18 protein-coding genes and 1 riboswitch are annotated in these 19,617 nt (G+C 43.8%); of the genes, 5 read left to right on the forward strand and 13 right to left on the reverse strand.

Annotated elements, in window-relative coordinates; all coding sequences use genetic code 11:
- Positions 1-93: 93 nt before the first annotated feature.
- The 3 genes from IGI71_RS09840 to IGI71_RS09850 all read left to right on the forward strand — a co-directional run bounded on the left by IGI71_RS09840 (position 94) and on the right by IGI71_RS09850 (position 3,284).
- Entirely contained in the window at positions 94-528 is a 435-nt protein-coding gene (locus IGI71_RS09840) for a hypothetical protein (protein WP_016611022.1), read from the forward strand.
- 100 nt (positions 529-628) lie between these two features.
- Positions 629-1,234, forward strand: coding sequence for a DUF1054 domain-containing protein (locus IGI71_RS09845; protein ID WP_074932671.1), 606 nt, complete (start codon positions 629-631; stop codon positions 1,232-1,234).
- Position 1,235: 1 nt separating this feature from the next.
- Positions 1,236-3,284, forward strand: coding sequence for a penicillin-binding transpeptidase domain-containing protein (locus IGI71_RS09850; RefSeq protein ID WP_074932674.1), 2,049 nt, complete (start codon positions 1,236-1,238; stop codon positions 3,282-3,284).
- Between the two features lie 48 nt (positions 3,285-3,332).
- On the opposite strand, the gene purB is transcribed toward IGI71_RS09850, so the two are convergent.
- The 9 genes from purB to IGI71_RS09895 form a co-directional block, all read right to left on the reverse strand.
- On the reverse strand, positions 3,333-4,631 hold the full coding sequence (purB, locus tag IGI71_RS09855; protein WP_077453800.1) for an adenylosuccinate lyase: 1,299 nt from the start codon (positions 4,629-4,631) through the stop codon (positions 3,333-3,335).
- Between the two features lie 13 nt (positions 4,632-4,644).
- Positions 4,645-5,772, reverse strand: a complete 1,128-nt coding sequence (gene purK, locus IGI71_RS09860) for a 5-(carboxyamino)imidazole ribonucleotide synthase (protein ID WP_015509893.1) — start codon at positions 5,770-5,772, stop codon at positions 4,645-4,647.
- Entirely contained in the window at positions 5,756-6,244 is a 489-nt protein-coding gene (purE, locus tag IGI71_RS09865; protein WP_010749580.1) for a 5-(carboxyamino)imidazole ribonucleotide mutase, read from the reverse strand. The genes purK and purE overlap by 17 nt, the downstream gene beginning before the upstream one ends.
- Positions 6,245-6,573: 329 nt before the next feature.
- Positions 6,574-7,878: a nucleobase:cation symporter-2 family protein gene (locus IGI71_RS09870; protein ID WP_010749579.1), complete on the reverse strand. Its 1,305-nt coding sequence runs from the start codon at positions 7,876-7,878 to the stop codon at positions 6,574-6,576.
- On the reverse strand, positions 7,878-8,459 hold the full coding sequence (locus IGI71_RS09875) for a xanthine phosphoribosyltransferase (protein ID WP_010749578.1): 582 nt from the start codon (positions 8,457-8,459) through the stop codon (positions 7,878-7,880). Before IGI71_RS09875 ends, IGI71_RS09870 begins: the two co-directional genes overlap by 1 nt.
- Positions 8,460-8,535: 76 nt before the next feature.
- Positions 8,536-8,633, reverse strand: a riboswitch (purine riboswitch).
- An 82-nt stretch (positions 8,634-8,715) separates the two neighbouring features.
- A complete protein-coding gene (locus IGI71_RS09880; RefSeq protein WP_010749577.1) occupies positions 8,716-9,393 on the reverse strand; it encodes a hypothetical protein in 678 nt (225 codons plus the stop codon).
- A gap of 20 nt (positions 9,394-9,413) precedes the next feature.
- Positions 9,414-10,019: a glycoside hydrolase family 73 protein gene (locus IGI71_RS09885; RefSeq protein WP_005229997.1), complete on the reverse strand. Its 606-nt coding sequence runs from the start codon at positions 10,017-10,019 to the stop codon at positions 9,414-9,416.
- Complete coding sequence (locus tag IGI71_RS09890; protein WP_430616352.1) at positions 10,016-11,026, reverse strand: M15 family metallopeptidase; 1,011 nt, start codon at positions 11,024-11,026, stop codon at positions 10,016-10,018. Before IGI71_RS09890 ends, IGI71_RS09885 begins: the two co-directional genes overlap by 4 nt.
- A gap of 32 nt (positions 11,027-11,058) precedes the next feature.
- Complete coding sequence (locus IGI71_RS09895; protein ID WP_005229993.1) at positions 11,059-11,562, reverse strand: hypothetical protein; 504 nt, start codon at positions 11,560-11,562, stop codon at positions 11,059-11,061.
- Positions 11,563-11,685: 123 nt separating this feature from the next.
- Here IGI71_RS09895 and IGI71_RS09900 point away from each other — a divergent pair, with 123 nt between their 5' ends.
- Entirely contained in the window at positions 11,686-12,642 is a 957-nt protein-coding gene (locus IGI71_RS09900) for a Gfo/Idh/MocA family protein (RefSeq protein WP_430615595.1), read from the forward strand.
- A gap of 32 nt (positions 12,643-12,674) precedes the next feature.
- Here IGI71_RS09900 and IGI71_RS09905 read toward each other — a convergent pair whose 3' ends face one another.
- Positions 12,675-13,637, reverse strand: coding sequence for an aromatic acid exporter family protein (locus IGI71_RS09905; protein ID WP_016611010.1), 963 nt, complete (start codon positions 13,635-13,637; stop codon positions 12,675-12,677).
- A 98-nt stretch (positions 13,638-13,735) separates the two neighbouring features.
- Here IGI71_RS09905 and IGI71_RS09910 point away from each other — a divergent pair, with 98 nt between their 5' ends.
- Positions 13,736-14,335, forward strand: a complete 600-nt coding sequence (locus IGI71_RS09910; protein WP_005231932.1) for an FUSC family protein — start codon at positions 13,736-13,738, stop codon at positions 14,333-14,335.
- A 44-nt stretch (positions 14,336-14,379) separates the two neighbouring features.
- Here IGI71_RS09910 and IGI71_RS09915 read toward each other — a convergent pair whose 3' ends face one another.
- The 3 genes from IGI71_RS09915 to IGI71_RS09925 all read right to left on the reverse strand — a co-directional run bounded on the left by IGI71_RS09915 (position 14,380) and on the right by IGI71_RS09925 (position 19,539).
- On the reverse strand, positions 14,380-17,802 hold the full coding sequence (locus IGI71_RS09915) for an FtsX-like permease family protein (protein ID WP_430615598.1): 3,423 nt from the start codon (positions 17,800-17,802) through the stop codon (positions 14,380-14,382).
- Entirely contained in the window at positions 17,803-18,504 is a 702-nt protein-coding gene (locus IGI71_RS09920; protein WP_270288046.1) for an ABC transporter ATP-binding protein, read from the reverse strand. It abuts the gene before it with no gap.
- A gap of 195 nt (positions 18,505-18,699) precedes the next feature.
- Positions 18,700-19,539 (reverse strand): SDR family oxidoreductase, encoded by an 840-nt coding sequence (locus IGI71_RS09925; RefSeq protein ID WP_115232458.1) that lies wholly within the window; start codon positions 19,537-19,539, stop codon positions 18,700-18,702.
- Positions 19,540-19,617: the final 78 nt, after the last annotated feature.

Raw genomic sequence — 19,617 nt, forward strand, 5'->3', positions numbered from 1 at the left:
CACGAATGTTCGCTTTTTACCTAGTTGGTTGAAAGCAGATTCCTCTTTAGAAGCAGTGAAGGATTTATAAAGCGTTTACAATATTCTTTTTTCATGCTATATTTAGGTCGTATTGTAGCTACATTCAAGGAGGAGTACTATATGTGGTCGCTAAAGAATCGTGCTGAACTTTTTTTAGCTCATTTATCAGACAAAGAAAAACAACAGCTCCATAACGAATTATTGGCCGTGCAGCAAATCCTTTCCATCAACCAACAAACAAGTTTCTATTTATTCAGTCCCTTCAAAAAAGGGGCGCGCCCTCATTATGCCGAAGAACAAAAGCGTGTTCTACAATTTCAAAATGAGCGCAATGACGAATTGATCATTCATCAAATCCATCGCCAAAGCTTATTTAAACATACGTATTCTTTTCGGATTTATTTTAATTTAGAAGAAATGGACTTTTCTTTCTTGGATGATCTTTTGCATCTTTTGAAGGAACAAAGCCAGACACCAACGTTTAAATTGAGTCCAGCGGCAAATTGACTGAGTATCCTTCGATAAAAAAAGGTAAAATAAACAAAAGCCCGTAATTTATCGGGCTTTTTTTGTTATACTATTTTCAGACAACAGAAAGGATACGATTATGCTATTTACGAAACAATCATTTGATGCTTTTTCTTTAGAAACATTAGACGAACGAATGGAAAAAATCCGTGCCGAGATTCAGCCGATTTTTCAAACGATCGGTGAGACAGCGATCCCATTAATTGAAGAAAGCTGCCAAGAGCCTTTTTATTTGCATATTGCTCAGCACCGACGCAGAACCGTCTACCCTCCTGCCGAAACCTGGGCAGGGATCGGTCCGAACAAACGAGGCTATAAAATGGATGCCCACTTTCAAATTGGGATCAATCAAGCGTATGTCTTTGTTTGGCTCAGCGTGATCGACCAACCGAAAAATCAGGCAACGATCGCTGAATCTTGGTTGGCCCAAAAAGAATTATTCGATCAATTACCAGCTGACTTTACACTTTCTCCTGATCACACAAAATACGACCACCACCCTATCGCCATGTGGCCAACCTATCTGGAACGATTGAAGAAAGTCAAAAAAAGCGAGCTTCAAATTGGAAAGATTTTTCCGAAAGAAATGATCGAAGACGTTGAGATGGCGGATATTTTAGCAGTTTATCAAACGCTGTTGCCGCTTTATCATGCCCGTATGACGGCTTTGAAGGAGGAACAATAATATGTCAGAAAATCGGCGCTCTCGCAACGAAAAGCCAGCGAAAAAGCCCAAGCGCTTCGTCTGGTTGGCACTTCCTGCCGCCTTATTGGTACTAGGCGGCGGCTATTATGGTTATACCGTCTATCAGGATCGGCAAGAAGAAGCCGCTGCTAAAAAAGCCCTCACTTCCTTTATCGACGCTTTGGCCGATCAGAAGTACAGTGACTTGCCTGCCTTCGTGTCTGAAGACAGTTTAGCATCAACCGGCTTTACCGCAGACGAAGTCTCTGCAAAATACGAAGCGATCTTCACTGGTATCGGTGCCGAATCATTTAAAGCATCTGGGATTGAGGTAACTCCTAATGACAAGGATTCCGATCAATTCAATTTCCAATACAACGGTTCCTTGACCACCTCGTTAGGTGAATTAACCGAGCTTTCTTATAGTGGCACGATCACTGTAGCTGATAACGAAGCCAAGATCGATTGGTCCCCTCAGTTGATCTTTCCAGGAATGGAGGGACAAGACAAAGTCAGTATTTCCGTAGATAATGCCACTCGCGGTGAGATTCTCGACCGAAACAACGAACCACTAGCAGAAAATGGCACGCTTTATCAGTTAGGCGTCGTTCCGGGGCAACTGGGCACGGGAGACGAAAAAAACGCCAATATCAAAGCGATCGCGGAACGTTTCGACCTGACAGAAGAAGCCATCAATCAAGCGTTGGGGCAATCTTGGGTTCAAGATGAGTTGTTCGTCCCCTTGAAGATCATCGAACCAACGGATGAAATGCCAACTGGAACAAGTTTAAAAGAAACGACTGGACGCACTTACCCACTTGGGGAAGCTGCCGCCCAACTGATTGGTTACTTAGGAAATGTAACAGCGGAAGATATCGAAAAAGATGAAACACTAGCAAGCAACGGACAAATTGGTCGTAGTGGTCTGGAAGCTGCCTTCGATAAAGAGTTGCGAGGAGAAAACGGCGGAAAAATCGCCATCACAGATGAAGATGGTGCTGAGAAAGCCGTCCTGTTAGAAAAAGAACGCGCAGATGGCAAGGATATCCAATTGACTATTGATTCCCAAGCCCAAAAGACGGCGTTTGACTCCTTACAAAACCAAGCAGGAGCAACGGTCGTTACCGAACCCAAAACTGGCGATCTGTTGGTACTTGCCAGCTCGCCAAGTTATGATCCCAATAAAATGACCCAAGGGATCTCACAAGAAGATTATGATGCGTATGAACAAAATGAAGACCTGCCTTTCATCAGCCGCTTTGCTACGGCCTATGCACCTGGTTCGACCTTTAAGGCCATCACTGGTGCGATCGGCTTGGAAAATGGCACGATCGATCCTACGCAGAGTATCGCAATCGATGGATTGAAATGGCAAAAAGATAGCTCGTGGGGCGACTACTTTGTGACGAGAGTTACTGATGTAGCTTCTGTGAATCTCAAGGATGCACTGGTATACTCTGATAACATTTATATGGCGCAACAAACTTTATCTATGGGCGAAGATGCCTTTCGTGACGGCTTGTCGAAGTTGATTTTTGGTGAAACATTGGATTTACCGATCGCGATGAATCCTGCTCAAATTTCAAATGAAGACTCCTTCAATTCGGACATTTTACTGGCAGATACCGGCTATGGCCAAGGAGAATTGCTATTGAATCCAATCCAGCAAGCGGCTATTTACTCCGTCTTTGCCAATCAAGGGAAGCTGGTCTATCCCCGTTTAGTGAAAGAGGCAGAGCAAAAAGACAAAGAAGTCTTTAAAGCAGAAACGATCGATCAAATCAATCAAGATTTGACCGCCGTTGTTTCCGATCCAAACGGAACTGCACATTCCTTGGCAGCATTAAACATTCCATTGGCTGCTAAGACAGGAACAGCTGAAATCAAAGAAAAGCAAGATGAAAAAGGCCAGGAAAACAGCTTCTTATTTGCCTTTGATTCGCAAGACCAAGGATTTCTGATGGTCTCCATGCTAGAAGATCGTCAAGAAAACCAATCAGCAACTGGTTTAGCACCTGAGCTATTGACCTACTTAGCTGAACATTATTAAAAAAAGCCGCAACCTTCAGACACGGATCTGAAGGTTGCGGCTTTTTTCTTATTCGGCTAAACCGACACGTTCAAAGATCGTGTCGACTTGTTTTAAATGATGGTTGTAATCAAACGCATCGTCTAAGTCTGCTTTGGTCAACACATCTGTAATGGCTGGATCAGCTTCTAATAGTGGACGGAAATCCGTTTGCTCATCCCAAGCTTGCGCTGTTTTTGGCTGAACCAAGTCATAGGCTTGCTCTCTTGTCATTCCGTGATCGATCAATTTCAACATTACTCGTTGGCTGTAGATCAATCCAAAGGTCGCATTCATATTGCGCTTCATATTCTCTGGGAAAACTGTCAGATTTTTGACGATATTGCCAAAGCGATTCAGCATATAATCGATCAAAATCGTCGTATCCGGAATAATGATCCGTTCTGCCGATGAATGTGAGATATCCCGTTCATGCCACAGTGAGACATTTTCATATGCTGTCACCATATGGCCGCGAACGACTCGTGCAAGTCCCGCCATATTTTCAGAACCGATTGGGTTACGCTTATGGGGCATGGCAGAAGAACCTTTTTGTCCTTTGGCGAAGAATTCTTCAACTTCTCGGGTTTCTGATTTTTGTAAGCCCCGGATTTCGGTTGCAAATTTCTCAATGCTAGTTGCGATCAACGCCATTGCAGAGAAATACTCTGCATGCAAGTCACGAGGTAGTACTTGTGTGGAAATATCTTGCGCACGAATCCCTAATTTTTCACAGACATACTCTTCGACAAACGGTGGAATATTTGCAAAGGTTCCAACTGCTCCGCTGATCTTTCCTGCTTCGACCCCTTTTGCTGCCCGCTCAAAACGCTCGACATTGCGTTTCATTTCCGCATACCATAAGGCTAATTTCAAGCCAAAGGTCGTTGGTTCCGCATGTACACCATGGGTACGTCCCATCATTACGGTATGTTTGTATTCTTTGGCTTTTTCACCAATGATCGTCACAAAACGATTTAAATCTTCCCGAATCAAGTCGTTGGCTTGCTTCATCAAGTAGCCATACGCAGTATCAACAACATCCGTCGACGTCAAGCCGTAGTGGACCCATTTACTTTCATCACCTAAAGATTCAGAGACTGCTCGGGTAAAAGCAACCACATCATGTCGCGTTTGCGCTTCGATCTCTAAGATACGGTCGATATCGAAGGTTGCTTTTTCACGAATCAAAGCAACATCCTCTTTCGGTATCTCCCCTAGTTCCGCCCAAGCTTCATCCGCCAATATTTCTACTTCTAACCACGCTTGGTAACGGTTTTGATCGGTCCAAATAGCACCCATTTCTGGTCTTGTGTAACGCTCTAACATGTTATTATCTCCTTTAATCCCAAATATTGGTTTGATAGATTTCTTCAGTGGTCTCTGCGATATCTTCTGTCAAAACAGTGATATGACCCATTTTACGCCCGGTTTTCGCTTCTTCTTTGCCATAGTAATGGAATTGCCAAGCAGGTTTTGTGGCAATCAACTCATACGTTTCTGTCAATTCATCGCCTAAGACATTGACCATGACTGCTGGTGAAAGCAATGACACTTCTGGTAATGGCCAGCCACAGATCCCCCGGATATGGGCATCAAACTGACTCATGGAACAAGCTTCGATCGAATAGTGACCAGAATTATGCGGTCGCGGTGCCAACTCATTGACATACAAGCCGCCACTTTTAGTCAAGAACATTTCGATGGCTAAAACGCCTTGCAGATCCAAGGCCTTCGCAATAATATGAGCGATCCGTTTGGCTTCTTCGGCAACTTCTGGATCAATGCGCGCAGGAGCGATCGTTTGATGCAAAATATTGTTGCGGTGGATGTTTTCTACCACTGGGAAAGTGGTAAAGGTTTCTCCATTACCAGCAACTAAAATCGACAATTCTTTTTCAAAAGGAATCCACGCTTCTAATTCGCACGTCCCTTCACGCAGTAAGTTCATCGAAGGCGCTAAGTCCGCGGTACTGTATAACACGTGCTGCCCTTTTCCGTCATAACCGCCTCTAGTCGTTTTTAACACACAGGGATAACCGATACTGTCGATGGCATCTTGGATATCCGTTGGACTGATGATCGTGGCATAAGGTGCAATTACGATATTGTTAGCCTCTAGAAATGACTTTTCTAATAAACGGTCTTGAGTGATTGCTAACAGGTCAGTCCCTTGAGGGATATGGGAATAAGGCAAAATGGAATTCAAAGCCTCGACACTGACATTTTCGAATTCATAGGTGATCACGTCGGCACGTCGAGCCATTTCTTCTAAAGCAAACACATCATCGTAGGCAGCAACAATATGCCAATCAGCGACTTGGGCTGTTGGACAATTGGCAGTAGGGTCTAAGACGCCAACCCGAAAGCCCATTTCTTTGGCACTCATTGCCATCATACGACCTAGCTGTCCTCCGCCAACGATTCCGATCGTTGCGTTGGGCATTAAAGGTTTAATCAAGTTGATCACTACTTTCCAATACAATTTCTTTTAATGTATTTCTTCGCGCGTTTAATTTCTCCGCTATCTCTAAATCATACATGGAAAGCATCTGCGCTGCAAGTAGTCCTGCGTTAGTTGCGCCAGCTTTTCCGATCGCTGTTGTTGCCACTGGTACCCCAGCTGGCATCTGCACGATCGATAGTAGGGAATCCAACCCGTTTAATGCGCGAGATTGTACAGGCACACCAATGACGGGCAACGTTGTTTTCGCTGCGACCATTCCTGGCAAATGAGCTGCTCCTCCTGCTCCTGCGACAATGACTTTGATTCCTTCTGCACGAGCAGTTTCGGCAAATTCGAACATCAAATCTGGTGTACGATGTGCCGAAACGACTTTTTTCTGATAAGGTATCGCTAACTCATCTAAAATCAAGCAGCACTCCTTCATTGTTTCCCAATCTGACTTGCTCCCCATAATCACTGCAACTGCTGGTTTCATTTGATTTTCCCTCCAACGATTTTTTACTAGTTTCTTCTGAAACAAGCTCAGAAGTATTTTCTCACGAAATTAGTTTGTTAGCAGCAGTTTGTCACTGCAACCCAACGCCCCATGCATAACACGTTATGACTAACAATCACTTTCACCTTTAAATAGTAACGAGTTGCCGGAGCAATGTCAAAATATTTTCGAACTATTTGCTAGTTTATCTTTATATCGTTCGTTTTTATGGCTAAGAAAACTATTCAGTCTTTCTGTTTGGTAGGAAAAAGACAAATAAAGGAACAATACAAAAAATCCAGACGAATCCTCGTCTGGATCAAATCAACTTACTGTTGCAAGCTCAATTCCGTCACTTCGTCTGTTTCTTTCGGCAATCCATTGAAGAACAGATTCAAAACAATGGCTGTCAAACTACTCATGACGATCCCATTGCCTGTAAACATTTGGACGGTTTCAGGCATCTGACTGAATAAGGTTGGCATCATATTGAACCCTAACCCAAAACCGATCGATACCGCAATCACTAACAAGTTCTTGTCATTCATAAAATCAACTTTGCTCAGCATTCGCATCCCTTGAACAGCGACCATGCCAAACATCACTAACATGCCGCCTCCCAGTACTGCTTCTGGAATGATTTGCGCAATGGCACCAACTTTTGGAAACAGCCCTAATACGATCAAAAAGATAGCTGAAAAGAAAATCGGGCGTCGCGTCTTAATACCTGAAAGTTGAACCAAACCTACATTTTGTGAAAATCCAGTATAAGGAAATGTATTGAAGATCCCCCCAAGGATCACCGCCAAGCCTTCCGCACGATAGCCGCGCTTTAAGTCATTGCCTGTAATCGGTTTTTCAGTAATATCTCCCAGCGCAAAATAAACGCCAGTGGACTCTACCAGACTCACGATGGAAATAATGATCATCAAAACGATCGACCACAGATCAAAGGTTGGTAAGCCAAAATAAAAAGGCTGAGGCAAATGAAACACAGGCGCATGGGCGATGGCAGAAAGATCCACCAATCCTAAGAGCGCTGCTAAAATGGTCCCACCGATCAAACCGATCAAAACGGCAATCGAGCGAATAAAGCCTTTCCCAAAGACCTGCACCCCAATGATCAAGGCAATCGTCACAAAGCCTAACAATAAATTCGTTGGATCACCAAAGTTAGCAGCTGCAGCATCGCCTCCACCGATTTTAGTGATGGCGACTGGAATCAAGGTCAAGCCGATGACGGTAATCACGGTTCCCGTCACCAATGGGGGAAACAAGACTTTGATTTTCGAAAAAATGCCAGCGATCAGAACAATGAAAATCCCAGCGGCAATGATCGCTCCGTAAATCGCACTGATCCCTGATTTGGTGCCAATCAAAATCAATGGGGAGACAGCTTGGATGGCACAGCCTAAAACGACTGGTAGGCCGATCCCGAAAAAGCGGGTAACAACTAGTTGCAAAAGCGTAGCGATTCCGCACATGAAAATATCGATCGAGATCAAATACGTCATCTGAGCTTCATTGAAGCCCAAACCTGTTCCAATCAACAAAGGAACGGCAACAGCTCCTGCATACATCGCTAGCAAATGTTGCAAGCCTAAAACTGCTGAACGGCTATTCGTTTCTTTCATTAGGCATCTCCTTCTAAAAAGCTGACTTGTCCCTCAGACAATGAGGCGATCCGTGCTAGTGAAACAACAGGAATCCCCATTTCTTCAAGTAATTGTCGACCACTTTGGAATGATTTTTCAATCACGATACCGATACCGACGACGTTGGCTCCTGCTTGTTGACACAGTTCGATCAAGCCTTTTGCTGCTTGTCCGTTTGCTAAAAAATCATCAATAATCAAGACCGTATCCTCTGAAGACAAAAATTTCTTGGAAATCGATACTTGGCTGGTCACTTGCTTGGTAAAGGAATAGACAGATGCAGTCAGCAGCTCTTCATCCATTGTCAAACTCTTTGCTTTACGGGCAAAGATCATTGGTACTTGTAACTGTTCTGCAGTATAAAGGGCTGGTGCGATCCCTGAAGCTTCGATGGTCACTACTTTTGTGATGCCGCTTCCTTGAAACCGTTCCGCGAAGACTGCACCGATTTCTTTCATCAACTCATAATCCACTTGGTGGGTCAAAAATTGGTCCACTTTAAGAACCCCTTCGCCCAGCACATTTCCGTGTGTTTTGATACGCTCAACTAATTTTTCCATCCTAGCTCTCCTCGTTCCTTTCTATTCCATCCTGAAAAAAAAGACACTCTTTTTGCCAAAGCAAAAAAAGTGTCTAACAGGCACGATTTTTACTTATAGTCCGATATTTACGGTATCGGGTAGAGACTGTCGACCATATTTCGACGATATACAAGTAATTTTTAAATGATAGATTCGATTATGCCTGTCTTTGATTAAAAACACAAGCATGGAATGCCCTTTATAAATAAAAATATTCTCATTTGTGGATCATTTCCTACTCTGGCTTCTCCATATCGCGATAGTGTTCCATCTTTTTACTGAAAAGCTCCCCATTGGACGGCGGCGTGTAGGTGATGGCATTAGCGCCTGCTTCAATCGTTTCTAAGATGCTTTCATCGGTTGGTCCACCGGTTGCGATGATCGGCAGCTTCGGATATTTTTTACGGAAGAAAGCCACGGTATCTGCTGTGTCCTTGCCAGCACTGATATTGATGACTTTCACACCAGCTTCAAGCTTCGCATCAATTTCGGTATACTTACTCGTTACGGTACTGATAACGGGAATATCTACAACTTTACAGACTTGCTCCACAGTTTTCAGTGGCGTTGGTCCGTTTAAGACGACCCCGATCGACCCTTGGGCTTCAGCAAACATGCTCATATAAGACGAGCGAAATCCTTGGGTCAAGCCCCCGCCGACACCAGAAAACACTGGAATGTCCGCTGCTTCGATGATTGCTTTCGTAATTGCTGGGTGTGGTGTAAAGGGATAGACCGCAATCACAGCATCCGCATTTGTATTACGGATGATCGCAATATCCGTTGTGAAAATAATGGAGCGGATTTGTTTTCCAAATATTTGAATACCGCTAGCCTCTCGAATAACTTTAGGCACTTTCACGATATCTTTACGCAAATCAGTGGTGATTTTTGGCATATATTTTTCTTCCATAAGCAGCCAACTCTCTTTTCTTATTGATCAAATCGATTCAATTGGTAGGTTTCAATTACTTGAATGATTTTGCTGGCATAATCCGGATCCGTTGCATACCCTGCATCTTGTAATGCTTGTGCGGCACTGCGGTAGTCGTTTGCTGTCAAGACATTTACATAAAGTGCAGGATTCCAATCCACACCATTTACAAACAACATCGTATGATCATCCATTGATTCTTCCCAAGTATCATAGACACGAAAATCTCCTTGAATCGTGACCCATTCTCCATTATAAAACTCTTGGGTATCTAATGTCACCTTTTTTGAATGGCCAAATGACTTAATTCCAAATAAATTATTGTATTCACTGGCTAGAGAACTTTGACCCCAATCTGATTCAAGGATTGCCTGTCCAATAATGATACTTGGTAAAATCCCGTAGCCCTTTTGCAGTTCTTGTGCGTAAGGAGCGATGCGATCAATAAATTCTTCATGGGAGATGGCTTCCGTGTTTGTTTCTTCCTCTTTTGGAAGGGGGTCTGCCAAACTATTCAAGGAAAAAATAAAAGCAATCCCAATCAAGAATAACCCTAGAAAGACTAATGGGAAACGAGTCTTCTGTTTTTTTCGTCTTGCGCTCATTTTTTCACTTCCTTTGTCTGACTAAACACATTTTCAGAAAACAAATTGCCTCCATTCAGCAACAACTCATCTTGTGTAAGCTCACTGATTTCCTGACTTTTAGCAAGAGACCCCTCATAGATCCAGTCCTCTGCCAAAGGATCTTCCCATTCGTGAGAGGACAGTTCTGCTTCTTTTCGAGCGATGTGTTCTTTTGCTTCTTCCAGAAACTCTTCAAAGGTCAACTCCTGCTCCTCAATGTAGGTTGCCACTTCGACCCCTACATATCGTAGATGCCAAGGCTCATAATCGATTTGCGTAATAGCATGTTTTCCTTTCGGGTAACGGATGATAAACCCATACTCCCTTGCATGAGCTTGTAGCCATTTTCCACCCTCAGTATCACCGAACCCCTCATTGAGCAGTTCTCCTGTATGATTTTGATACCAATCCTGATCCACAACATCAACAGCAAGCCCAGTATGGTGTTCGCTATAGCCAGGCTCAGTAAAGGTCAGTTTCGTGATCCGAATTGCTTCTTCTTTTGTATGACCTTGACTCATCAGGGTGTTGACATTGGCATTGAATATCTCCTCTTGATACGCGACTGAACGGTAGGCAGAGACCATCACCAAAGGATGTCCTGCAGCTTTTGCGGCATCTGCCAGCTTTTCATAAGCTGAAACGATGCGTTGATCGACGAGATAGCCATTCGACAATTTCCCTAAATCTTTTTGGGCAATTTCGCTTTTGATTTTATTGTTTGGGCCTACCAAAACCAATGACCAATCATCCAATGAGACAGTTGGAAAATCCTCTTCGTTCACTTCATCACTAGCACTTGCTTGTTCTTGTGACTCTTGCGTGTTCCCATTTGGCTCTTTTTCATTTGTTTCTGTTGTTTCACTCGTTGTTGCTTGATTTGTTGAACGAGCGATACTTGCACTCTTTGTTGGGGTGACTGCGGTCACTCGGTTCACTTGAATGGTTAAAAGAACCAGAAACAAGAAGCCCGCCGCCGCAGCCATTCCATAATACTTTTTCAAAAAATATCCTACCTTTAGTTGTAAGTTTCTTCCAGATTTTCTTTGACCCACTCCAACAGTTCGATTTTTTCATTGCGAATTTGCTGCTGAACAAAAGCGGGCAATCGGAAGTTTAGTATATCATCATAACCCCACTCATCATACGTAATACTGACTCTCAAATCAAGGTATTGGGCTGTTTCTTCAGATTCTGTTAACAATTCGACTTTCGCTAAATCGCTTGCTAACCACGTTCTGGCGATTTGGGTCTTCATTTTTTTGAACTCGACGACCGCTTGATTGCGTTTTTCTGGATAAATGACGGTTTGCCGAATGATTTTTTGGATCAACATCCATTCATAATCTGAAAACAGCAGCTTCACTTTCTGATTTTCAGCAGGTGACAGACTCATTGTGCCATTTTTCCATGCCTCCCATTGCTCCTCGGTGATGCCTAATTGTGTTTCATAAAACTGTTTTTCTGATGCGTATTGCTCGATGATGGTATTTAAAATAATTGCAATTGATACATTATGCATATGTTATCCCTCCTCTTCTATATTTTACTGAAAGTCAGCCGTAATGGAAACTTTTTGCGATTGTTTTTGATTATTTTAAAGAATTGATTTCTTTTGTTATACTAAATACGAAGGAGATGATCAATGATGAAAAAATACCGTTGGGGAATGATTGGCCTCGGAGATATCGCAACGCAATTTGCTGCTGGCTTTTCTAATGAAGCAAGTGAACTATATGGGGTCAGTGCCCGGAGTTTCCCTAAAGTCCAAGCATTTGCTGAGAAACACTCTATTCCCCATGCCTATGAAAGCACAGATGCCATGTTAGAAGATCCGCAAATCGATATTGTTTATATTGCAGTACCTAATGATCTTCATCATGATTTTATTATGAAAGCTCTGATGGCAGGAAAACATGTCCTCTGCGAAAAAGCCATCACCACGAGTGCCGATGAGCTAGCGGAAGAACTAGCCTTAGCCAAAGAAAAAAACCTAATCTTAGAAGAAGCAATGACGATTTTCAATATGCCGGTTTATGCTCGGTTGAAAGAAGAGATCGATGCCGGACGCTTAGGAAAATTAAAAATGATCCAAGCACCATTTGGCAGCTACAAAGATCCAGACCCAAGCAATCGTTTCTTCAATCCAGATTTAGGCGGCGGTGCTTTATTGGATATCGGTACGTATGCTGTTTCATTTGCCCGCTTTTTCATGACGGATACACCAGAAGTGACGTTTAGCAGCATGAAGCCCTTCTCTACAGGTGTGGACGAACAATCAGTCACGATCCTACAAAATCCAGCCGATGAAATGGCTAGTGTCACGCTGACTTTTCAAGCGAAAATGCCTAAAACCGGTATCGTCGCTTTCGAAGAAGGATACATTACCGTAGATGAATACCCTCGTGCGGACAAAGCCGTGATCCATTTCCGAGATGGAACAAATGAAGTGATTGAAGCTGGCGACAGCAGTCAAGCCCTTAATTATGAAATTGCCAATATGATCAAATCCATCGATGGCGAGATCGAAGGATCGATCCATTTGACCACCGATGTCATTGACGTTCTTGATCAAATGCAAGCTTTTTGGGAACAGCAGTAAAATGAAAAAGACTCCTTTTTAGGAGTCTTTTTTTAGCGTGCCATTGTTTGCATTTGATCAGAAAAGTCGGCTTTGATTTCAATAAAACTTTTAAAGGTTTGCAGAAACTGAAACAGCTGAGCGCGATTTTCAAACTCTGCTCTTGTTTGGGGCAATGGCTTTTGTCGATAATCTTCATAAAGCGCAGCAATTTTTGCCAAGATCTCTTTCCCATCGTTATTTTCGTGAAAGGACTCGGCAGTAAAGGATAGCAACTCTTGAAACGCATTTGTATAGGCTTCTTCTACCCAAAACAACTGCAATAAGTCAACCATTTCTAAGAGTAAGCGTGCCTGACTTTGGCGCATGGTAAAGTACTCTTCATAATAGGAGGCTTCTCCTCGCCATTGATTTTCACTATGCACCATTGCTTGTTGTTTGCCTTGCTTGATATCCCCCAAAAGCGTTTGGCAGACCTGGGGAAGCGTCGCCTTTTCTTTTTCAGTTAACGCAATCGACATGTCTTTTAAAAGACTTTTAAACGTTTCTTCCACTAATTGCTGTCTTTCTTTCAATGCTCGTTCGCCATCTGGCATATATAAATTGAACAAAAGTGCAAAGCCAATGCCAATACTCATCAATAAAAAAGCATTCCCAATCAGTGGCCAAGCAAACGAACGTTCCATCATATAATGGGTCACCAAGACAGAATTGACGACGATCCCATCCGTCAAATTGAAATAGACAGCGGTTGGGATAAAGAGAAAGAGAAAAAGAACAAATCCTATCGGTCCAAAGCCTAATAAATGGAAGCTGACAAAAGCTAAGAGCGTTGCGATCGCCAAAGAGATCAAACGCCCGATTCCCGTAAAAAGTGACGTTTTCTTTGTATTGCCGACGCTTAAAATGGCGATGATCCCTGCGGCTGGCGCATACAAAAGACCGATCTGTTGTGCCAGAAACATTGATAAACCAGCAGCAATCGCCGTTTTCACGGTCCTCATTCCGATTTTCATTTTTGTCACCTCCTGTGAAAAGTATACTAAATTGTGAGGAATAAGACTAGAATTTCTCAACTGCTTTGGGTATGATTAAGTAAAGGGGGCATTTGACCATGAAACTGGGGCGTTTTCGCTTAGGTATGCGAACGATAAAAACAGCCATCGCTGTCATGCTTTGTATTCTGCTCTTTCATTTTCTTGATCGTGGCCAACCATTGATTGCTGCCTTGTCGGCTGTCTTTTCTTTGCGACAAGACCTGACCACAACGATCTCTTTTGGTAAGTCACGGGTATTAGGAAATACGATCGGCGGCGGTACAGCCATTTTTTACTTTTTGACGAAGCAATATTTTCAAAATGACTTTCTGATCGAATTGTTTGTCTTGCCAGCGCTAGTCATTTTTGTCATCGTTTTTTCAGATGGCATCAATAACAATTCTGGCATTATCTCTGCTATTGCGACGATGCTTTTGATCACTTCCAGTGTCCCTCAAGGGGAATCGATCATCTTCGCCTTAGACCGTGTATTGGACACCTTTATCGGCACGTTAGTTGCACTATCGATCAATTTCGTCATTCGACCACCTGAGGAAGAGAAAAAGGATGAGATCCAAGAAGATCTGGTGGTGCTGAGGCAAAAAGAGCTTGAACTAAAAGCCATGCTAGAAGAAGTCCAAGGTGAGATTTCCGAACAAGAAAAACAAGAAAAATAAAAACAGCCTTTTTCCAGAATCATTCTGAGAAAAGGCTGTTTTTGTTACTCATTGGCTTTCAGTGCATCGATCATATCGACATGTTTCAGTTTGAAATACATTGCGATCCCTACCACGCTTGAAAATAAGCAGGTCAATCCAGCGGCATACACATAGCTCATTGGTTCGACTGTCGGTGAAAACATGGCGATATCGACTTCGATGGTCTGTAAGACAAATTGATGCTGAAGGGCCCCTAATAATAAACCAAATGCAATGCCGAAGATCGTCAGAAAGATATTTTCACGAAAGACGTACATGGTCACTTCTCGATCATAAAAGCCCAATACTTTGATGGTCGACAACTCGCGAATGCGTTCCGCTATATTGATGTTGTTCAAGTTGTACAACACGATAAAGGCTAATGCCCCCGCAGACGAGATCAAGATCCAGATGACGATGTTCAAGGTTGCTGTCGTGTCATCTAAGGCATCCGCTGAAGCTGAGAGGAAGGAAACATTGATGACATTGTCTTGTGCCATCAAATCAGCCGCGATCGCTTCTTCCTCCGATTTCGTCAAACGCTGACTGAATTTCAATAACTCACTGTTGTAAGAAGGGGCGGCCTGAAAGATCTTTTGATACGCATCTGGGGTCAAATAAGCAAAATGCCCTGTGTAGTTTTCTGCGATTGCAGCCACATTCAGTTCAAATGCTTCGCCGCTTTCATTCGTCAACGTTATCGTATCACCCACCGATAATCCAAACAACTTAGCAAGCTTTTCATTGATGATGGCGCCCTCTCCTTCTAGCTCGTAAGCTTCTCCTGAAACCCGATCATTCAAGTGGACAAATCTCGATAAAGCCGCAGGATCTTCTGGCACGGTGACGGTTACTTCTTGCTGCGTGACCCCCGATTGAGCCAACGTCAGACTTTCCGTATGCAAGAATAACCCTGCTTCAAAACCAGCAATATCTTCTGCGGCGGCTTTTGTTTCACTCATTGCTTCCGAATCCTCATCATCAAAGGTGATCACCGCCTGATACTGCCAGATTTTCTCAAACTGTAAAGGAATGATATTGCTGATGGAATCTCTTAGGCCAAATCCAGTCAAGATCATGGAGGTACATCCCGCGATCCCTAAGATGGTCATGAGCATTCTGGACTTGTAGCGAAACAGGTTTCGCATTGTAACTTTTTGAATAAAACTTAAGTGCCGCCATATAACGGTGATTCTTTCTAAGAGAATTCGTTTTCCTGTTTTGGGTGCCTTTGGTCGTAACAATGAAGCCGATGACTGTCTTAAATCAAATCGTAAAACCAGCAGTGCGATACCGATGGTGCAAAGCAAACTGACTCCCACAGCAATCAATGAAAGCCGCAAATACCATGGGGTGTCATACTCCGTGAGATTGTAAAGCGGTCCATAAGCTTGAATGATGATTGCTGGAAAAAAGGAAAAGCCGACTGCTAGACCCAATACAGCACCTGTGATGCCTGCTGCAGAGGAATAAAGCAAAAATTTCTGTCCAATCTCCCAGTTACGATAGCCTAATGCTTTCAATGTACCGATCTCACTACGTTTTTCATCGATCATCCGCGTCATGGTGGTTAGACTGACTAACGCTGCAATCAAAAAGAAGATAACTGGGAAAATCGTTGCTAACGAAGAAACTCGTTCCGCATTGTCTTGGTACTCTGAATAACCAGGATTCGCATCGCGGTTCGCGACACGATAAACTGCCGGTTTTAGATCCAATAATTCCTGCTCTTTTTCAGCAACTTCTTTTTTGGCATCTTCAAGTTTTTCGCGTTCTTTTGGTGCTTTTTCTTTGAATTCGTCAAGCTTTTCTTGAAGGGTTGCTTCGTTTTCTCGATATTCTTGCCAACCAGCAGCTAATAAAGACTGACCCTTGGCTTTTTCAGAAGCTAAGGTCTCACGAGCTTCGCTCAGCTGCGTCTCTCCTTGGGTGATCTGGGTTTGCGCTTGTGCCAATTCTTGGCGCCCAGCTCTGATTTGGTTCCAGCCAGCATTGACTTGCTGTTGTGCCTGCTGAAGTTGCGCTTCTTGGTCATTGATCGCAGCCATTTGCCCAAGTAATTGCGCACGTTGTTGCTCACCTTCGGCAATGAGTGGACGCAATGTATCTTCAGCTGCCGTCAGCATAGTAGCAATCATCGTTTCATCGATTTCCTCCAGATCAGGAATCGGACCAAGGACATCTGTCGGCAGGTTCAACTGTGCCAGAGCGGCGGTTACTTGTGCATAGACGGTAGGCAGCTGGGCCATTTGCTCCTCTGCAGAAAGTTGACCCACACTTCTGATTTGATCCATGCCTTGGTATGCCAGCGCCAGTTGCTCCTCTACCTGCTGGATGCCCTTTTGTAGTTCAGGTCTTTGTGCCAAAACGGGTGCCAACTGAGCTTGGGCTGACTGTACTTGGGCTTCTTGCTGAATCAATGCTTGTTCATTTTGATCTAGCAGGCGTTGATTTTCGATCAATGCCTGTTTCCCCTCAGCTAATTTTTGCGCTTCTCCATTCAATTGCTCTTGGGCAGTTTGAATCTCTGTCTGAAAAGCTGCTTCTTGTTCCGTCAACTCCTGATGCGCCTGCGCCAATTTCTCTGTTGCGTCGTCAAGTTCCGCTTGCGCTTGCTGCAATGCTTCTTCGCCATCACGGATCTGTTCTTTGGCCTCATCAATGGCTGGTTGCGCTTCATCGATCAACTCTTGCCGCCGTCCTTGTGCCCGCGGAGCCAACCGTTCTTCTACTTCATCACTTACTTGATCCCTTTTTGTCTGATATGCTTCTGAATAGCTAGCCACTTGCGATAGCTCATCAAAACGAACTAACAATCTAGCATACGCAGTTTCTTTAAAATCTTCTTCTGGAATTACTGCAAAGTAATCGACCGTCCCATTCCCAACGGTACTATTGCCTCGATGAAAATTCTCAATAAATTCGGGACTATTGACAAAGCCAACGATCGTGTAAGTGTGCGTTTCTAGCTGGTTTTCACCGCTTTCTGGCAGTTCAAAAGTTTCATCTAGTGCAAACCCACCGCTGCTTTGTGCCGCTTGATCCAAAGCAATTTCCCCTGACTTTTGCGGCAATCGACCAGAAGTCACCTGATATTGATTGACTTGCCGCTCCTTCGAAAGGGAAAAGACACGGATCACGGCACGGTGATTTTCGGCATTGATATCGGCGATCTGCTCTGCTTCAACAGACGTGACACCAGGCATTTCTTCAATGATTTCCCGATCGGCAGTCGACAACCCTAATGTTGACGCAATCGTAAAGTCCGCTAATTTCTGGCGAGCAAAATAATCTTCAGCTGCTTGTTCCATATTCGGACCAGTTGCACTGATCCCCACAAAAAAAGCGACCCCTAAAAAGATAATGCCTAATATGGACAAAAACCGCCCGGGTGCTTGCCTGATTTCACGTAAACTGGAACGTAATAATTTTTTTTTCATAGCCATTTACCAAGAAATAGAGGCAATTGGAATCGGATGAGTATTTTTTTCCATCTTGCGGACCTTTGCATCATTGATATGGATCACACGATCAGCCATGGGAGCCAATGCGCTGTTATGTGTAATGATCAAAACGGTCGTCCCAGTCTCGCGAGCCGTTTTTTCTAGAATTGCTAGAATCTGTTTCCCCGTTTCATAGTCAAGGGCCCCAGTTGGTTCATCACAAAGCAGCAATTTGGGCTTCTTCGCAATAGCACGAGCGATCGTGACTCGCTGCTGCTCGCCACCAGACATTTGCGCTGGAAAGTGATCCAAGCGATCACCAAGCCCAACTTGGGTCAAGATCTCAGCTGCATCAAGTGCCTCTGGCACGATTTGTGCTGAGAGTTCAACGTTTTCTCTGGCTGTCAAATTAGGGACCAAATTATAAAACTGAAAGACAAACCCGACATCTTTGCGGCGATAGGTCGTCAATTGTTTGGCATCAAAGCCAGCAATATCTGTTCCATCAACGATCACTTTGCCACTATCACATTGATCCATTCCGCCTAATATGTTCAAAACGGTGGACTTACCAGCGCCACTAGGACCAAGGATCAGTGCGATCTCTCCTTTTTCTACGGAAAACGAAACACCATCATTAGCAGCAATGACCGTGTCGCCCATTGTGTATTTCTTCACTTCTTTCACAACTTCGATATAACTCATTATGTTCCTCCAAGAATTCCAGCGCCGCATGCGCTTTCTCGCTTAATAGTGTATCATACTTATTCCTGCGAAAGAAACAGCAAAAAAGCAGCTCATTTTATCAAATTAAAAAATCTGAGACAAAATGATGCTCATTCTGTCCCAGAATCGATTTTACACTTCCATCTAATTTGATTGACAAAGAACAAAAACCAATCATTGTGCTTGGTCGGCAATTCTTCGCTGGGTTTCTTCCCAAAGTTTTTGCGCTTGCTGCCGCTCATCAAGGATCTCCGTCGGCACTGCCTGCCGATCGACAAAGTAGCGCCCGCTAATGCCAGCCACCTCGGGGCTTAGTGCCAAATATATCGCTGTATCAGACCCTTCCTCAGGTGTTTTGAAAAAAGGCGTGAGCATTTTGTAAACAGATTGACCAAATCCTGTCTGTCGGCTGACCCCTAAGCTCGTCGCCACAGCTCCTGGATGCAATGCATTGGCAGTAACGGTCGTATTGCGCAGTTGAAACGCAAGCGCATCTGTAAATAAAATCAGGGCTTTTTTTGAGCGGCCATATTCCCGCCAAGGCAAAAAATTCGCCACATCGAAAAAGCGCTGATCCTTTTTCTTTACAAATTTGTAAGCACCAGAAGCAACATTAACGATCCTACCAGCATCCGCACGTTTTATTAACGGCAATAACTGACGGGTCAGTTCAAAATGCCCCACGTAGTTTACGCCCAGCATTTGTTCAAATCCATCGGCTGTTCGCTCTTTTTTTAAATTGACGATGCCCGCATTATTGATCAGTACATCCAATTTCTCAAAGCGGGCATTGATTTCAGCGGCTGACTTGCGTACGCTAGCCAACGACCCCAAATCACCGATCACTAGATCGATGCTTGGATTGCCTGTCTCTTCCTTCAAACGTTGCTGTGCTGCCTGTCCTCGTTCGGCAGAACGGCAATACAAAATCACATGCATCCCCAATTCTGCCAATTGTTTGGCTGTTGCAAAGCCCATGCCAGCGTTGGCACCCGTAACTAAAATCGTCTTCAATTTGCCACCTTCCCCTTCTAAGAATACCGTTTTCTTTCATCATAACTGAAAACAAAAAAATCTGCTCAAAAAACAGAT

Source organism: Enterococcus sp. DIV1279b, assembly GCF_050531515.1.
In the GTDB taxonomy this organism is placed as follows: Bacteria; Bacillota; Bacilli; order Lactobacillales; family Enterococcaceae; genus Enterococcus_D; species Enterococcus_D casseliflavus.

Bases quoted from the DNA above. Each gene is read 5' to 3' on its own strand.
- IGI71_RS09840 (WP_016611022.1), top strand. From the start codon at position 94: ATGCTATATTTAGGTCGTATTGTAGCTACATTCAAGGAGGAGTACTAT.
- IGI71_RS09845 (WP_074932671.1), top strand. From the start codon at position 629: ATGCTATTTACGAAACAATCATTTGATGCTTTTTCTTTAGAAACATTA.
- IGI71_RS09850 (WP_074932674.1), top strand. From the start codon at position 1,236: ATGTCAGAAAATCGGCGCTCTCGCAACGAAAAGCCAGCGAAAAAGCCC.
- purB (WP_077453800.1), bottom strand. From the start codon at position 4,631: ATGTTAGAGCGTTACACAAGACCAGAAATGGGTGCTATTTGGACCGAT.
- purE (WP_010749580.1), bottom strand. From the start codon at position 6,244: ATGAAACCAGCAGTTGCAGTGATTATGGGGAGCAAGTCAGATTGGGAA.
- IGI71_RS09870 (WP_010749579.1), bottom strand. From the start codon at position 7,878: ATGAAAGAAACGAATAGCCGTTCAGCAGTTTTAGGCTTGCAACATTTG.
- IGI71_RS09875 (WP_010749578.1), bottom strand. From the start codon at position 8,459: ATGGAAAAATTAGTTGAGCGTATCAAAACACACGGAAATGTGCTGGGC.
- IGI71_RS09880 (WP_010749577.1), bottom strand. From the start codon at position 9,393: ATGGAAGAAAAATATATGCCAAAAATCACCACTGATTTGCGTAAAGAT.
- IGI71_RS09885 (WP_005229997.1), bottom strand. From the start codon at position 10,019: ATGAGCGCAAGACGAAAAAAACAGAAGACTCGTTTCCCATTAGTCTTT.
- IGI71_RS09890 (WP_430616352.1), bottom strand. From the start codon at position 11,026: ATGGCTGCGGCGGCGGGCTTCTTGTTTCTGGTTCTTTTAACCATTCAA.
- IGI71_RS09895 (WP_005229993.1), bottom strand. From the start codon at position 11,562: ATGCATAATGTATCAATTGCAATTATTTTAAATACCATCATCGAGCAA.
- IGI71_RS09900 (WP_430615595.1), top strand. From the start codon at position 11,686: ATGATGAAAAAATACCGTTGGGGAATGATTGGCCTCGGAGATATCGCA.
- IGI71_RS09905 (WP_016611010.1), bottom strand. From the start codon at position 13,637: ATGAAAATCGGAATGAGGACCGTGAAAACGGCGATTGCTGCTGGTTTA.
- IGI71_RS09910 (WP_005231932.1), top strand. From the start codon at position 13,736: ATGAAACTGGGGCGTTTTCGCTTAGGTATGCGAACGATAAAAACAGCC.
- IGI71_RS09915 (WP_430615598.1), bottom strand. From the start codon at position 17,802: ATGGCTATGAAAAAAAAATTATTACGTTCCAGTTTACGTGAAATCAGG.
- IGI71_RS09920 (WP_270288046.1), bottom strand. From the start codon at position 18,504: ATGAGTTATATCGAAGTTGTGAAAGAAGTGAAGAAATACACAATGGGC.